Genomic DNA, 15,493 nt, shown 5'->3' with positions numbered 1-15,493 from the left:
GGAATGGGAAACATCGCCGCCTTCCTGCTGGCGCTTGCCATCGTTGCCCTGGTCGTCGAGATGCTCCGGCGCAAGAAGCTCCGGGAGAAGTACGCCGTCCTCTGGCTGATAGTCGGCGTCGCCACCCTGGTACTCGCTGCCTTCCCCCGGCTGTTGAATATCGTCGCCGAATATGTCGGTGTCCAGATCCCGTCCAACCTGCTCTTCGCTATGAGCATCCTCATGCTGCTGGGCGTCTGCCTGCACCTGTCGTGGGAGATCTCCGTCGTGGAGGACGAAACGAGGACACTGGCAGAGGAGGTGGCCATCCTGCGCACCCAGCTCGAGTCCCTGGAGCAGCACCGCCGCCTGCCTGCGTTGGACAAGGCCCGCCCCGCTCCGGCCGCGAATCCCCTGCCCGATCTCCGGCCCGATTCCCTCGCCACTCCCCTTCCAGGGGCTGCAGCCCCTGGAAGCATGCACACCACCGACCGTCCCGCCGAAAGCTCGGAAGCCTAATGCCCCTCGATATCTTCATTCCATACTGGGGCGACCCCGCCTACATGAAGGAAACGGTCCGCAGCGTCCTTGCCCAGGAGAACGGCGATTGGCTCCTGACGGTGGTCGACGACGCCTACCCCGGAACGGAAATTCCCGAGTACATGGCCGGGATCCAGGACGCCCGTGTCCGCTACATCCGCAAGGACGTCAACGCGGGCATCACGGAGAACTACCGCACCTGCGTGGGGATGGCCAGCCAGGAGGTCATGGTCATCCTGGGCTGCGACGACTTCCTGCTGCCGAACTACGTTGACGTGATCCTCGCCGCCCACCGGCGTTTCCCCGACGCGGCGATCATCCAGCCGGGGGTGCAGGTCATCGACGAACAAAGCCAGGTGGTGGCCACGCTCGCGGACTCCGTCAAGCAGAAGATCGTCCGGCCCCGCGGCCGCGGCAAGCAGCTCATCGCCGGCGAGGCCATCGCCAGCAACCTCATGCACGGGGACTGGCTGTACTGGCCCTCCCTGGCCTTCCGGACGGACAAGATCCGCGAAGTGGACTTCCGGGACGGGTTCCCGATCATCCAGGATCTCGCCCTCATCATGGACATGATCTACAAGGGCGACCAGCTGCTGATCGAGCCGACGGTGTGCTTCCAGTACCGCCGACACTCCAACAGCGCCTCCTCAACCAAGCTCGTTGACGGCTCTCGGTTCGCCGGCGAACGCGAATACTTCGCCGTCTCCGCGGCACAGGCCGACGCGCTCGGCTGGCGCCGGGCAAAGCGCGCCGCCATGCTGAGGCTTACGTCCCGGGCGCATGCGCTCTCCCTGCTTCCGCAGGCGGTCCTGGACCGCAACTCCACAGCCGTCAGCGCACTCGTGCGCCATTCCTTCGGCAAGTAAACGCCCGCAACGAAAGGTCCGCTGTGACTTCTTTTGAAACCTCCGCACGCCCCGGCGGAACTGTCCTTGTCACCGGCGGCGCCGGTTTCATCGGCTGCGCCATTTCAGCGTCCCTCGCCGACGCCTTCGACCGGATCGTCGTGGTGGACAGCCTCCACCCGCAGATCCACGCCACGGGTGAGCGTCCGGCGGAACTGGACGCTCGGGCGGAACTCGTCGTCGCCGACGTCGCCGAGGCCCAGACCTGGGACACGGTCCTGGCGCAGCACTCCCCCGATGTCGTCATCCACCTGGCCGCGGAGACCGGAACGGGCCAGTCGCTCGAAGAGTCCACCCGGCACACCCACGTCAACGTGGTGGGCACATCCCAGCTCCTGGACGGGCTCAACCGCCACGGCAAGCTTCCGCGCAGGATCGTCCTTTCCTCCAGCCGCGCAGTCTACGGCGAGGGCGCCTGGAGCGACAGCGACGGCAAGCCCTTCTACCCGGGCCAGCGCACCAGCGCCACGCTGGACCAGGCCCAGTGGGACTTCCCCGGCGCCACCCCGCTGCCGATGAAGGCCTCCGCAACGTTCCCGGCCCCCGTGAGCGTCTACGGCGCCACGAAGCTGGCCCAGGAACACGTCCTGCAGGCCTGGGCCAAGTCCTACGGCGTCGAGACCGTCATCCTGCGGCTGCAGAACGTGTACGGTCCCGGCCAGTCGCTGATCAACCCCTACACCGGCATCATGAGCCTGTTCTGCCGCATGGCGATGGGCGGGAAGTCCATTCCGCTCTACGAGGACGGCGAAGTGCGCCGCGACTTTATCCTGATCGACGACGTCGCCTCGGCGATTGTCGCCGGCGCCGTCTCCCCCACGGTCCAGGGCGAGCCCATGGACATCGGATCCGGTGAATTCCAGACCATCGGCACCGCGGCGCAGCTCATCGCGGCGCACTACAACGCCCCCGAACCGCATGTCACCGGACAGTACCGGCAGGGCGATGTCCGGCACGCGTGGGCGGACATCTCGGCGGCGAAGGACGTGCTCGGGTGGACCCCGCAGTACAACCTCGCCCAGGGCATCGACCGCCTCGCCAACTGGATCGACGCCCAGCCCGACGTCCAGCCTGCTTGACCCGGACGGACGCCCCAGTGCCTCAGACTACCGCCGTCGTTTCGCTTTTTAACCCCGACGACGGCGTGCTGGCGAACGCCGCTGCCCTGCTCGGCCAGGTCGATTCCGTGGTGGTGGTCGATGACGGCAGCCCCGAGGACCCCGCACGAATCCTGGCCGAGCTGGAGTCCATGGGCTGCAAGGCAGTACGGCTCCCGGAGAACTCCGGAATCGCGGCCGCGCTCAACGCCGGAATCACCGCGGCCCTGGCGTCGGACACGAAGCCCGACTACGTCCTGACCATGGACCAGGATTCGCTGCTGGACGCCGGCTACGTCGACGCGCTCCTGGCCGCCGCGGCGGCTGCCGGGGAGGCCGGCGTCCCCGTCGGCATGGTTGCCCCGGCGTCGGTCCGGGGCCTGCCGGTGCGCCGCGGCCCGGTCCTCAACGGCATCCAGCTCGGCGGGGAACCTATGCAGTCAGGACTCCTGGTGCCTGTGCCGGTGCTTGAGCGGCTCGGCCTCTTCCAGGGCACGCTGTTCATCGACGGCGTGGACAGCGAGTTCTTCCTCAGGTGCGAGGCCGAGGGGCTGCGCACCGTGCTGGCCCCGAACGCCGCGCTCAATCACGCCCTGGGCAGCCCGGCCACAGCCAACGTCTTTGGCCGGGACGTGTCCGTCGCAGGCCGGCCGCTGAATGTCAGGACGGCCGCCGACTGGCGCTACTACTACCTCTTCAGGAACCGGATCCTGCTCGCCCGCCAGTACGGCCGGCGCTTTCCGCTGTGGACGCTCAAGGGCCTGCTGGCCGACTACCGCCACCTGGCCATCGTCACGCTGCTGGCGCCCGGCCGGCTTGCACGGCTCGCCAACGCGCTGACTGGTATTGTAGACGGCGTGCGCGGCGTATCCGGTCCCCGCTGCCGCAAGTAGCAGGACACCGTGTTCCCGGCGCCGCCACTGTAGCGCCGGGCATGCGCCCTGCGCACAGTGTGCGGGCACACACCCGGAGCAGCAACCACCGGCGCATCTGCACGGATCTACCCGCACCGCACAGTGATTTCTGCACCGCGTTGTCCGGGCCGCACCATGTCAATTGCACTATCCGAACCGCGTCATCCGCACCACCGCAGGATCGTCACAGTCTGAAAATTGGGGAATGAGTTCAGTGAATATCGCGGTAAGAGACAAAGAACAACTTCGCCCCAAGGCCTCTGCGGCGTCCCCGCGGAGCCACGGTTGGCCTGGTCCGGCAGTCCGCCAGGCTCGGGCAATGGCTGCGTTCGTCGTTGCAGTTAGTCTCGTGGTCTTCCTGAGGTCCTCCGGGCTGCTGCAGGGTGTGCCGGCGCTCGGCCTGGCCGGAGTACTGGTGTTGATACTCCCGACTGCCAGGATACTTTCGCAACGCATCCTCTTCAACGGGCTGATCCTTGCCGGCATGGTCCCGGTGTTGTGGTGGTTGCCGGAGCGGCTCCTGGGCACGGATCACGGCACGCTGTTACTCGCGGTCCTCGCGGGAACTCTCACCTGGTGGGTGCTCTCGGCCCGCTCGGTCCGGCAACGGCTGCGGCGGCTGCTCCCCAAGGTCGCCTGGATTGACTCCGTGCCGTTCCTGGCCGCCACCTTGTCGGCATTGTCGCTCTTCACGATGCTGACCATTAGGACAGCTGCGGATGCTCTGTCCATCATGATGAGCCGGTGGGACTACCAGTCCCACTTCAGCATCTACTACATGATCCGAAGCCACGGTGAGGTCATCCCGACCATTCCGAGGGGCACCGCGGGAGAGTCTTGGGGCTTCGGCGAGTACCCGCAAGGCTTCCACACTCTGCTGGCCACCGTGTCCGACATTCTCCGCCCGTCAGTGATCAGCATCGACAGTGAGCTGGTTTCTTACATCAACCAGCAGGCATTGTGCAGCGTGGCCACTGTCCTGATCGTTGTCGCGGGCATGTGCGCCCTCCCCGCTGTCCGTCGCCGGGCTTCCGTAATGGCTCCCGGCATCGCCATCGCAACGGCTGCGTGGGTCTACGGTCCCGGCTCAATCCCAGTCTACGAGGGCTTCGGCAACTTCTATCTGGCCTGCGGCATGGCAACTGCCACCGTCCTGGCGCTGCTGACATTCCAGCGCCGCGTCCCGGTGGTGGGCGTCGCCGCGGTAGGCGCGGGTGTCGTTGGCATCTGCAACAACTGGCTGTTGCTTGTCTCACTGATTGCAGCGCTCCTGACTACGAAGCTGTGGTCAGTGGTGCGCCACCGCCACGAATACAGCCGGAATTGGTGGGTCCTGGCTGTCGCTGCCACTGCCTTCACACTTCTTGGTGCTGCGCTGCCCATCCTTCAGGTCATACCGCTGATTGGCGAGAGCCAGAAGATCCTTGATGCCCCGGGTGGCATCGCCGTCCCCGATTTCGGATTGGCCCTGCTCACCCTGGCTCTGGCACTCGTTCTGGGCTACGGCAACAGCACCGCATTGGCGCGGACGGCCTCCCGACGGTTACGGATGGAACGCATCGATGTCTCCCGCGCGTCGCTGGGACTGTTGATCCCGATAGCCCTTTGCGTAGGGCTCGCTGTCTCGCAAAGCATCAACAACGGTGCTATTTCCTACTATTTCTACAAGTACCTCATTGCTGTCCTACTGCTGGCATGGCCACTCGCCGTTGTGGCCGCTGCCGCCCTGATACCGCTTAGAGTGCCTGGCGAAGAACCGGTCCGCAGGCCCGGCTTGGCTGTAGCTCTTTGCGCCCTGGCAGTAACCGGAACGCAGGTCTTTGGCTTCGCGGTCCCCGGGCTGGAGAAGGCAGGGCTTCCGCCCACTGCGCGCCCGCTGACGGAATTGTCCAGTCAGGCGGCCCATCTCAAGGCCACACCTGCTTACGTTTACCGGTTGCTGCAGAGCGCCCGGCAGCCGCAGCCGGCGTCGACGCTTTACATTTCCGGCCCCGGCACTGTTGACCCGGTGTTGGCCGCCCGCTGGCATTGGGGAATGCGAGGCATGTCGTCATCAGCGACCACGAAGCTTAGTTTTGACGTACTGGACATCTCAAAGGACTATTCCCGTTCCCCGGAAGTCGTCAGCCGCATCCTGAAGGAGCATCCTGCCCTGTCCGTGATTGTTGACCCTGAGCTGTTCGATCCGGTCCATGAATATCTGTTGGTCCACGGCGGCGCTGACAGGCTGATCCGCCTGGCGTAGGCCGGATGCAGCCAACCCCCAAAACGAATGAGGCCGGACCCCAGGGTCCGGCCTCATTCGTTTTGCCCGTTCTGTCTCAGTGCCCGGCCGCTAGACGCTCTTCTTGGCGCGGCGCATGACGGGCCGCTCGACAAAGAACCAGCTTGCGGCCGCCAGCGGTATGGTGCAGAGCGCAGCGGCGACGGTGAACCAGAACACCCCCCAGTGGTATGCCCCGAAGACCGCCAGCAGCTGCTGGACAGGGAACGCGTAGATGTATGCGCCATAGGAGATATCGTGCCGTGCGACGACGGCCGGCTGCGGAAGCCACGTCGAAATCCACAGCAACCCGTAAGCAATGAACGGCGCGGCAAGCTGCCCGCCAAACCCGTCAACGAAGAAAATCGACAGCGCCGCCAGTGCGAGGGAAACAGGTCCCGCCACCCTGTGAATGCCGATCCTGGAGCTGAGAACCTGCACGACCGCGCCGCCGAGGAAGAAAGGCACCAGACGTGCGGCGAGCTCAAAGTCCAGGTTGGACTGGAAGTAGGGCTTGAGGGCGTCGATGTTGGCCCACACGGCCACGCTCGCCAGGAATGCGGCAATCATGGGCCAAGGCGTCTTCTTGAAAAACGGCAGGAAACCAACCAATGCCACGAGGAGGTAGCATACGAACTCGAAATACAGCGTCCAGAGGGAACCGTTCCAGGCCTTGGCATACGGCACGCCGGCCGGGGTCCCAGCGATGTCATAGCTCACGATGTGGAGCCCCATATTCGCAAACACGGAATTAAGGGGTGTGGTGGGCGTGTGCAGGAAGCCGGAAAGCGATCCGTGCTGGATGCCGTAGGCTGTCGGCGCAAAGCCGAACGCCATGACCACCAAACACACAATAAAAGCGGGAAAAATACGGGCCACACGGTGCACGAGGTACGGACCGATCCGGTTGCTGAACCTGCTGGCCGTAATCAGGTACCCGCTGATGCCAAAGAACCCGGCCACGGCCCAGCCACCCAAGTTTTCTCCGCGGAAGCCCCAGCCATTGCCCGCACCGACAATGTGCCAGCTGTGCGCCAGGAGCACGAGGAAGGCGAGGAACAGTCGGATGAGATTGAGGCTGTTTCCCCGCGGATCAAGCCGGCTCCCCATCGCGGGGGCCGGAATTGGTTTTGGTTTCAGTACGGCTGTGCTCAATCCCGGGCTTCCTTCGTGATGTTGTCCAGACCGTCGATTCTACCTTGCGGCCATCAGTCGCCGGTCCCGGGCGGTCGTTCCCCGGAGCGACCGAAGCGGCGCCTGGTTTGCTGTGGCGACTCAGTTACGGAAGGATTGGGCCCATGCGTGGAATAATCCTGGCCGGCGGTACCGGCTCCCGGCTTCACCCGATCACCCTCGGCATCAGTAAGCAGCTGGTCCCGGTGTACGACAAGCCGATGATCTATTACCCCTTGTCCACGCTGATCCTTGCGGGCATCCGGGACATCCTCATCATCACCACGCCCCATGACGCGGAGCAGTTCCAGCGGCTCCTGGGCGACGGGTCCAAGTTCGGCGTCAACCTCACCTACGTCCAGCAGCCCTCGCCGGACGGCCTGGCCCAGGCGTTCGTGCTGGGTGCCGGGCACATCGGGAACGAGACCGTGGCGCTGGTCCTCGGTGACAACATCTTCTACGGCCAGGGCATGGGCACGCAGCTGCGCAGGCACGCCGACATCGACGGCGGTGCCGTGTTCGGGTACTGGGTCCGGGATCCCAAGGCCTACGGCGTCGTGGAATTCGACGACGACGGCAAGGCTCTCTCGCTGGAAGAGAAGCCCGCGAAGCCGCGCAGCCACTACGCCGTGCCGGGCCTGTACTTCTATGACAATGACGTCATCGACATCGCCAAGAACCTCAAGCCCTCGGCGCGCGGTGAACTGGAGATCACCGATGTCAACCGGACCTACCTGGAGCGCGGCAAGCTGCAGGTGGAGATTCTTCCGCGCGGTACGGCCTGGCTGGACACCGGAACGTTCGATGACCTCAGCGACGCCTCAAACTTCATCCGCACGGTCGAAAACCGTCAGGGCTTGAAAATCGGCGCTCCGGAAGAAATTTCCTGGCGGCTGGGCTTCCTGACCGACGACGAACTTCGCCAGCGTGCGGAACCCCTGGTCAAGAGCGGCTACGGAGCCTATCTGCTGGGACTGCTGGACCAGACCATCTGACGTGCCCTCCTGTCCTGATGTGCCCGCCTGTGGCGGGCCGCTACTTGCCTGTGCCTGCATCACCTCCGGGCTAAAGAGTTGAACTGGCTCCAGACGCTGCCCTTCGTGCTGGAGGCGATGCTTTTCCTCCTGGTGCCCGGCGGTCTGGTAACGGTCAGCCTTGGCCTGAGGGGACTGTCCGCGGCTGCCCTGGCCGGGCCGGTCACGGTCTCCATTGCGGCGGTCCTGGCCGTACTCCTGCCGTTCGCGTACATCCCGTGGACAGCCGCTGCCGTCCTGGCCGGCGGCATTCTGCTCTCTGCCCTGATCGTCGGGATCCGGCTCCCCGGGATCCGGCGCGCTGGCGGCAGCCTGCGCGACGCCTTTATCCCCTGGCACCGCGCCGGGGCATCCCTGCGCCCCGCGCGCCGAACCAGGAGCGGGGCCTGGGTCGCTGCGGCGTTCTTCGCGGGCGCGGCGCTGATCCTCGTTGAACTTGCCCTGGCGTTCGGTTCTCCGGAGAGTTTTTCCCAGACCTTCGACAACGTGTTCCATCTGAACGGTGTGCGGTACGTTCTGGATACGGGCAACGCCTCCTCGCTGTGGATGTCCAAGATGACCAGCGGCGATGCCTCTCCCTATTTCTATCCGGCGGCTTGGCATGGCCTCGCCGCAGCCCTCGTCCAGTTGACCGGCCTGCCGATTGCGGTGGCCGTAAACGTCCTGAACATGGCCGTGGCGGCAGTCGTGTGGCCGCTGGGCTGCATGATGCTGACACGGACAGTGGCAGGCAACCGTCCCGTGGCCGTAGGCGCCGCAGCGATCCTGGCCGCACTGTTCGCGCCGTTCCCGATCCTGCTGCTGGATTTCGGCGTGCTGTATCCGAATTTCCTGGCCATCAGCATGCTGCCGGCCGCCATGGCCAGCATTGCCCTCTTGTGCCGGGTAGCGCGCCACATGGAGTGGCCGCCCGCGCCCCGGTTCACGCTGCCGCTGCTGATCCTTCCGGGACTTGCCCTGGCCCACCCGAACGGCTTCATGTCCCTCCTGGCGCTCTCGGTTCCGATCATCCTGCAGGCCTACGCACGCCTTGCCGGCAACCGCGAACACCGGGCCCGGCACCGCACGGCCTGGATCCTTGCCAGCCTGGGACTCGGCGTTGGGGCCGTGGCCATGTATGTGCTGTGGACCAACATCCGGCCGCCGGAAGATGCTGCATTCTGGGGACCCGTACAGACGCCCCGCGGTGCTGCGTGGGATGTTCTGGCGAACGGCGCCATTGACCGTCCTGCTGCGATCGGCGTCAGCGTGTTGATGCTGATCGGACTCTTCCTGTGTTGGCGGCGCGGCGGCAGGACGTGGATGATCGCCGGTTTTGTCATCATCGGCGTGCTGTACGTCATTGTCTCCGGAACCTCGAAGGGCGATGTGCGCAGCGCACTTACCGGGATCTGGTACAACGACAGCAACAGGATCGCGGCGCTCCTGCCGCTGACGGCCTTGCCGTTTGCCGCCGTCGGCGTCGATACCGTTGCCGTCTGGCTCCGCCGCGCCCTTGACCGGCTGGCAGGGTCGCGATCGGCCACATCGGCGCACCCCCTCAAGGACAGACCCAGCGCCAGCCGCGGCACCAACGCTGCCTATTTGGCCATCTGCGGTGTGCTCGCCCTGGCGGTCGCCGCGTCCCAGATCCCCTCAATGAGGACCGCAATCGGCTCGGCCCGGAAGAACTACCTCCAGACGGACCATTCGCTACTCATCTCAACGGACGAACAGAAGATCATCGACCGGCTGGACGAGATCGTTCCCGCGGACGCCGCCATCGCGGTGAACCCGTGGACGGGCGGCGCACTGGCTTACGCCATCGCCCATCGCGAGACCACGGCCAAACACATCCTGACGGCCAACACGGCCGCCGTCGAAACACTTAACCGGGACCTCCGCAACGCGGACAGCGATCCGGCGGTCTGCGCCGCGCTGAAAGCGACGGGTGTCCGTTACGTCCTGGACTTTGGTCCCAATGAAGTCCACTTCGGCGAACATCCATTCCCCGGACTGGAGAACCTCAATAACTCGCTGGCCGTCCGGCTGGTCCTGGCAGAAGGCGGCGCCCGACTGTACGAAGTGACGGCCTGCCGCGGACAATGAACACCCGCACCGGGGTTGCGGCTAGCTGAGCCTGGCCAGTTCGGCCAGCTTGACTTTGAGTTCCTCGGGCTCGGCCGCGTCCGCCGGGAGGGCAAGCGTCACCCTCACCACGGTCAAACCGTCCACCATCTCCACGACGTATTCCGTGGTCCCAGTCAGGCGGTTGGCGGAATACCACGCCTTTGCTGTGGGTCCGACTGATGGAGTGGCCCCGGGCGCCGGCGACGCCGTCGTTTTCGGCGTCGGCGTCGGCGTCGGAGCAGGTGTCGGTTTCGGCGAAGCGGTGGGCGAGCCGGCGGTGCCGGGCGTGGCCGCGGCGGGCGACAGGATCGGTTGGTTCGTCGCCTGCCGGGACGCCTGCTGGGCCGGTTGGGGTGCCGGGGAGCTATCCGCGGAGGCTCCCTGGGCGAGGCTTGCCGCCACGATTCCGGTTACGGCCGCGATTGCCACTGCCCCTGTCATCGTCCGCAGCCAGCCGGGCCACGAGGGGCTCTGCCGCCGGTCGCGGCGCTCCCTGGACCCCACCGCTGTCATTTTTGTTCTCGGCATCCCCCGGTACGGGGGCTGAGCCTCCGTTTCGGGCTCGTCCTAACGGACGGCCGGGCCGGGAGCTGGCCGGGCACGCCGCTACAGGGCCAGGGACCTGCGCCGGAGCTCGTTGACGACGTCGTGCACTTCGCCGTCCATGACAATTTTGCCGTGTTCGAGCAGGACGCCGCGCTCACACACGGTCGCCACGAGGTCCAGGTCATGGCTGACGACAAACAGGGTCTTCCCGATCTCGGAGAGCTCCTTGATCTTCGCGATGCACTTGCGCTGGAAGGGCTCGTCGCCCACCGCGAGGATCTCGTCGATCAGGAAGACCTCGGGGTCCGTGTGCACCGCGATGGAAAACGCCAGGCGCAGGTACATGCCCGAGGAATAGAACTTCACCTCGGTGTCGATGAACTCGCCGATTTCGGAGAATTCCACGATCGAGTCGAACTTCTCGTCGATCTGCTTCTCGGTCATGCCGAGGATGGCGCCGTTGAGGTAGACGTTGTCCCGGCCGCTGAGGTCATGGTGGAAGCCGGCGCCGACTTCGATCAGCCCAGCGACGCGGCCGCGCGTGCGGACCGTGCCGCCGTCGGGCTGCAGGACCCCGGAAATGAGCTTCAGGAGCGTTGACTTTCCGGAACCGTTGAGCCCCATGAGTGCCACAGTTTCGCCCTGCTTGACCTCAAGCGAGACATCCTTAAGGGCCAGGAACTTCTTCGAGAGGTCGCCCTTGCGTCCCTTCACGAGCCAGACGAGGGCTTCCTTCAGGGAACGGGTGTGGCGGAGCACGAACTGCTTCCGGATGTCGGTGCAGATGATGGCCACGTGGCCGTGCGCGGTCATGTCAAAGCTCCTGTGCGAAGTGGACGGCAAGCCGGCGGAACGTCCACTGCCCGAGGAACAGCACGGCCAGCGTGATCAGCAGGGCGACGGGCAGCCAGAGTGTCAGCATGCCCGGCGGTGAGGCGTCGTTGACCATCTGGTCCGCCTTGAGCGTCGGTTCCCAGAAGGCCCAGTGGAAGACCTCGACGGCGACCGTCATCGGGTTCAGCTGGTAGATCCAGAACCAGTCACCCATCACCTTTTGGACCATGGACCAGAGGTAGAGGACAGGTGAGGCCCACGTGACCACCATGACGATCATGTCCACGATGTTTTCGGAGTCGCGGAAATAGACGTTGATGGCGCCGAACAGCAGGCCGAGGCCCGTGCCCAGGACGGCCACCATGACGAAGATCAGGACCACCGCGGCGAGCTGCAGCAGCGTTGGCGCCCACCCCACCACGAGGCATGCGCCGACCAGCACCAGCAGCTGGGGCAGGAAGTGCGCTGCCGACACCCACACGGTGGCCACCGGGAACAGTTCCCGGGGCAGGTAGATCTTCCGGATCAGGTCACGGTTGTCCACAATCGAGCGGGTGGCGTTGGACAGCGATTCCGTGAAGAAATTGACCAGGACAATACCGGAGAACAGATAGATCGCATAGTTCGGCGTTCCCCGCTGCAGGTTCAGGAAGATGCCCAGCGCCACGAAGTAGATCAGGAACTGTACGAGCGGCTTTACGTAGGACCACAGCAGGCCCAGCACCGAGCCGCGGTAGCGCACCTTGATTTCCTTGCGCACCAGCAGCTTCAGCAGGAAGCGGTCGCCGTAGACGTCCAGCAGCCCGTGCCCGGTTCCGGGCTTGATCAGCTGGTCGGTTTGACCAGCCATCTACCTTCCGTCCTCGGAATTCGCCTCGAACGTCTTCTTCCACGCGTCGATCGAGCTGATCTCGGTCACCGCGCGGCGGTACTGCTCGGCAAGGCTGTCCCATTCCCGGAACAGCTTCGCGTGCAGCATGGTCGCCTCTGTCAGCATCGCTTTCAGCTTCTTTGGGTCGCGCTGGTACCACGAGGCGCCGGTGCCCTCCGCGTTGGAGACCACAACGCTGTCATAGTGCGCCACCCGGTACCACCGGTTGTCCCGGTGGGCCAGGTAGCCCTGGGGCCTTTCGGCGCTTTCCGGTCCCGGCGCCTTGATGAGCTGGCGCGCCACGGTCTTGATGCCCCACGGGATGAGCTGCTTCTTGCTGGGCAGCCCCACTACGGTCCCGCCCATCGGTCCGCGGCCGATCTTTGGCGCCGGGAAATCATCGACGTCTTCCTTCAGCTGGGCGTCCGGGTACTGCGCCTTCAGGGCATTGATTTCCGGCAGCTTGGTGCCGAGCACCTTGTGGAGGTCGTCGGGTCCGTTCAGGAGGTCGCGCAGCGCGTCGATCCGGCCGTGTTCGGTGAAGTACTGCATCGAGACGAGGTGCTTGACGTCGGACTGGAAAGATTCGCGCAGCACACGGCCGCCCTTGGGGTACGGGCTGTGGATCAGCGTCGTGATCAGCCGGTTGCGTGCGTGGAAGTAGGCCTGCCAGCCGACGAGGTCGTCCTTGTCGATCCAGGACACGTGCCAAACGGCGGCACCCGGCATTGAGACAGTGGCAAAGCCGGCTTCCCGGGCGCGCAGCCCGTATTCGGCGTCGTCCCATTTGATGAACAGCGGCAGGGACAGCCCGATTTCCTGGATCACCTTCGTGGGGATCAGGCACATCCACCAGCCGTTGTAGTCAACGTCCACGCGGCGGTGCAGCCACGGCGTCTGGCGCAGGTTCGAGACGCTGAAATCGTGCCGCGTTTCCATGTCGGCGTGGGGCAGGGCCGGGACGATCCGGTAGGGGTCAACGACCTCGCCGAAGGTGTGCAGGACGCTGCGGTTGTAGAGGTCGAACATGTGCCCGCCGACAATCGTCGGCTTGCGGCAGTGGTCGGCGAATGCCAGGAGCCGCACGATGCTTTCAGGTTCGACGACGATGTCGTCGTCGAGCAGCAGGGCGTAGTCACTGCCGTTTTCGACAGCCTCGAACATGCCGCGCGCGAAGCCTCCGGAGCCGCCGAGGTTTGCCTGGTTGATGACCCGGAGCTTGCCGCCGAGGGCGTCCCGGACGGCGGCGAAGCCCTCCTGGTCCTCGACCTTCTGGGTGCCCTGGTCCACGATCAGGATTTCCTTGACGTTTTCAAGGACGTCCGGGTTATCCGCCAGGATCCGGGCGTTGTTCAGGCAGAAGTCGGGCTTGTTCATGGTGGTGATTTCGAGGGTCACCTGGCCCTTGGTCGTGGGACCGCCTGTAGCCTCCCACGCGCCGTTCTTCAGGACCAGGTCCCCTGTGCTGGCGGCCAGGTCAAACCAGTACCAGCCGCCGTCGCCGAAGGGCTTGAGCGAGAGTTCGAACGTGGAGGTAGCGTCGCCGTCGACGTGTTTGCCGTCCACGCGCTGGACCGATCCGCGGGCGTTCGACTTGTAGACCGTGACCGTTCCCGGACCGCTGGTCTCCACCACCAGGCGGACGTCCCGAACCGAGGTCCACCGGCGCCAGTAGCTCGCCGGGAAGGCGTTGAAGTAGGTGCCGAACGAGAGCTGCTCGCCGGAGCGCACCCGCATGGAGTGCCTTCCGAGGAGGTCCTCGAAGTGAGCTACCCGGCTCTCGGAGCTGAACATCTGCAGCTTGTCCTCGAGCAGCTTCGGGGTGCGTGCGAATTCGTCGTTCTCGCGCAGCCGGATGCCGCTGGCGGTGCCGGCGTCAACATAGAGGGGTACGGTGTCGGTCTGGTCGGTCGATGGCAGGATGACCCGCTGAATCGGGTTCCAGGCCTGTGTCGTTTCAGCGGCGCTCATGCGTCCACTCCTCCGCTTTCAATCGTGGCGCCGGCCTCGAAATGCGGCCGGATCTTGTTCTCGAACATGGTCAGGGCAGAGCCGATGGCCATGTGCATGTCCAGGTACTTGTACGTGCCGAGGCGTCCGCCGAAGAGGACATCCTTCTCGGCTGCCGCGAGGTCCCGGTACTTGAGCAGCCGATCCCGGTCCGCGGCGGTATTGATCGGGTAATAGGGCTCGTCGCCCTTCTCCGCTGCGCGGGAGAATTCGCGCATGATGACGGTCTTCTCCGTCTGGTAGTCGCGTTCCGGGTGGAAGTGGCGCGGCTCGATGATGCGTGTGAACGGCACGTCGTCGTCGTTGTAGTTAATCACTGAGGTGCCCTGGAAATCGCCGACGTCGAGGACTTCCTCTTCGAAGTCGATCGTGCGCCAGGAGAGATCGCCTTCGGCGTAATCGAAGTAGCGGTCAACAGGGCCGGTGTAGATGACCGGGATGTTGCCGACGACCTTGTTTTTGCTGTACTCGTGCGACTCGTCGAAGAAGTCAGTGTTCAGCCGGACCTCGATGTTCGGGTGCTCGGCCATCTTTTCGATCCAGGCCGTGTAGCCGTTGGTCGGCAGGCCCTCGTACTTGTCGTTGAAGTAGCGGTTGTCGTAGTTGTACCGGACGGGAAGGCGGGAAATGATGCCCGCGGGCAGGTCTTTGGGATCCGTCTGCCACTGCTTGCCGGTGTAGTGCTTGATGAACGCCTCGTAGAGCGGGCGGCCGATCAGCTGGATGCCCTTGTCGTTCAGGTTCTGCGGATCGGTGCCGGCCAGTTCGCCGGCCTGATCCTTGATCAGTTCCTGGGCCTGCCCGGGGGTGAGGTTGGCCCGGAAGAACTGGTTGATCGTGGCCAGGTTGATGGGCAGGGAGTAGACCTCGCCCTTGTGCACGCCGTACACCTTGTGGACGTAGTTCGTAAACGTGGTGAAGCGGTTCACGTACTCCCACACACGGTCGTTGGAAGTGTGGAAAAGGTGTGCACCGTAGCGGTGCACCTCGATGCCGGTCTGCTCTTCCTTTTCGCTGTAGGCATTGCCGCCGATGTGGTGGCGGCGGTCGATGACGACTACCTTCAAGCCCAGCTCCGTGGCGGCCTGTTCTGCGATTGTCAGGCCGAAGAAGCCCGACCCTACGATGACGAGGTCAGCGGTCACAAACTCTCCTGATTCGAATGCGGGCAGCCCAATGTTGCGCATTGTCTGCTGCTCTAGCCTACCCGAGGCTCCA

Annotated in this window: 13 protein-coding genes; 8 read left to right on the top strand and 5 right to left on the bottom strand. The window is 64.8% G+C overall.

The annotated features are described in order from the left end of the window. Positions 1-3 precede the first annotated feature (3 nt). The 5 genes from AC1D1A_RS00450 to AC1D1A_RS00430 all read left to right on the top strand — a co-directional run bounded on the left by AC1D1A_RS00450 (position 4) and on the right by AC1D1A_RS00430 (position 5,680). Positions 4-498 (top strand): DUF2304 family protein, encoded by a 495-nt coding sequence (locus AC1D1A_RS00450; protein WP_476946891.1) that lies wholly within the window; start codon positions 4-6, stop codon positions 496-498. After that, positions 498-1,385 carry a glycosyltransferase family 2 protein gene (locus AC1D1A_RS00445; RefSeq protein ID WP_476946890.1) on the top strand — a complete coding sequence of 296 codons (888 nt, stop codon included), beginning with the start codon at positions 498-500 and terminating at the stop codon, positions 1,383-1,385. The genes AC1D1A_RS00450 and AC1D1A_RS00445 overlap by 1 nt, the downstream gene beginning before the upstream one ends. 23 nt (positions 1,386-1,408) lie before the next feature. Then, on the top strand, positions 1,409-2,503 hold the full coding sequence (locus tag AC1D1A_RS00440; protein ID WP_476946889.1) for an NAD-dependent epimerase/dehydratase family protein: 1,095 nt from the start codon (positions 1,409-1,411) through the stop codon (positions 2,501-2,503). 17 nt (positions 2,504-2,520) lie between these two features. Continuing rightward, complete coding sequence (locus tag AC1D1A_RS00435) at positions 2,521-3,414, top strand: glycosyltransferase (protein WP_476946888.1); 894 nt, start codon at positions 2,521-2,523, stop codon at positions 3,412-3,414. Between the two features lie 340 nt (positions 3,415-3,754). Continuing rightward, positions 3,755-5,680: a hypothetical protein gene (locus AC1D1A_RS00430; RefSeq protein ID WP_476946887.1), complete on the top strand. Its 1,926-nt coding sequence runs from the start codon at positions 3,755-3,757 to the stop codon at positions 5,678-5,680. Positions 5,681-5,770: 90 nt separating this feature from the next. On the opposite strand, the gene AC1D1A_RS00425 is transcribed toward AC1D1A_RS00430, so the two are convergent. Further along, positions 5,771-6,853, bottom strand: a complete 1,083-nt coding sequence (locus tag AC1D1A_RS00425; RefSeq protein ID WP_476946886.1) for an acyltransferase family protein — start codon at positions 6,851-6,853, stop codon at positions 5,771-5,773. Positions 6,854-6,996: 143 nt separating this feature from the next. On the opposite strand from AC1D1A_RS00425, the gene rfbA reads away from it, so the two are divergent. The 3 genes from rfbA to AC1D1A_RS00410 all read left to right on the top strand — a co-directional run bounded on the left by rfbA (position 6,997) and on the right by AC1D1A_RS00410 (position 10,561). After that, on the top strand, positions 6,997-7,866 hold the full coding sequence (gene rfbA, locus AC1D1A_RS00420) for a glucose-1-phosphate thymidylyltransferase RfbA (RefSeq protein ID WP_476946885.1): 870 nt from the start codon (positions 6,997-6,999) through the stop codon (positions 7,864-7,866). Between the two features lie 78 nt (positions 7,867-7,944). After that, positions 7,945-9,993 (top strand): DUF6541 family protein, encoded by a 2,049-nt coding sequence (locus AC1D1A_RS00415; protein WP_476946884.1) that lies wholly within the window; start codon positions 7,945-7,947, stop codon positions 9,991-9,993. A gap of 187 nt (positions 9,994-10,180) precedes the next feature. Further along, entirely contained in the window at positions 10,181-10,561 is a 381-nt protein-coding gene (locus AC1D1A_RS00410; RefSeq protein ID WP_476946883.1) for a hypothetical protein, read from the top strand. A gap of 59 nt (positions 10,562-10,620) precedes the next feature. Here AC1D1A_RS00410 and AC1D1A_RS00405 read toward each other — a convergent pair whose 3' ends face one another. From AC1D1A_RS00405 to glf, 4 genes are read right to left on the bottom strand one after another with little or no spacing between them, the layout of a single operon-like run. After that, positions 10,621-11,373, bottom strand: a complete 753-nt coding sequence (locus AC1D1A_RS00405) for an ABC transporter ATP-binding protein (protein ID WP_476946882.1) — start codon at positions 11,371-11,373, stop codon at positions 10,621-10,623. A gap of 1 nt (position 11,374) precedes the next feature. Next, the gene (locus AC1D1A_RS00400) at positions 11,375-12,244 is read right to left on the bottom strand and encodes an ABC transporter permease (RefSeq protein WP_476946881.1); all 870 of its coding nucleotides are present in this window, start codon (positions 12,242-12,244) and stop codon (positions 11,375-11,377) included. Beyond that, complete coding sequence (locus AC1D1A_RS00395; protein ID WP_476946880.1) at positions 12,245-14,236, bottom strand: glycosyltransferase; 1,992 nt, start codon at positions 14,234-14,236, stop codon at positions 12,245-12,247. Then, positions 14,233-15,420 carry a UDP-galactopyranose mutase gene (gene glf / locus AC1D1A_RS00390; RefSeq protein WP_476946879.1) on the bottom strand — a complete coding sequence of 396 codons (1,188 nt, stop codon included), beginning with the start codon at positions 15,418-15,420 and terminating at the stop codon, positions 14,233-14,235. Before glf ends, AC1D1A_RS00395 begins: the two co-directional genes overlap by 4 nt. Positions 15,421-15,493: the final 73 nt, after the last annotated feature.

The organism is Arthrobacter sp. P1_B9, from assembly GCF_056406495.1.
Note: the sequence above shows the minus strand (reverse complement) of the source record. Positions and strands in the feature narration are given on the sequence as shown.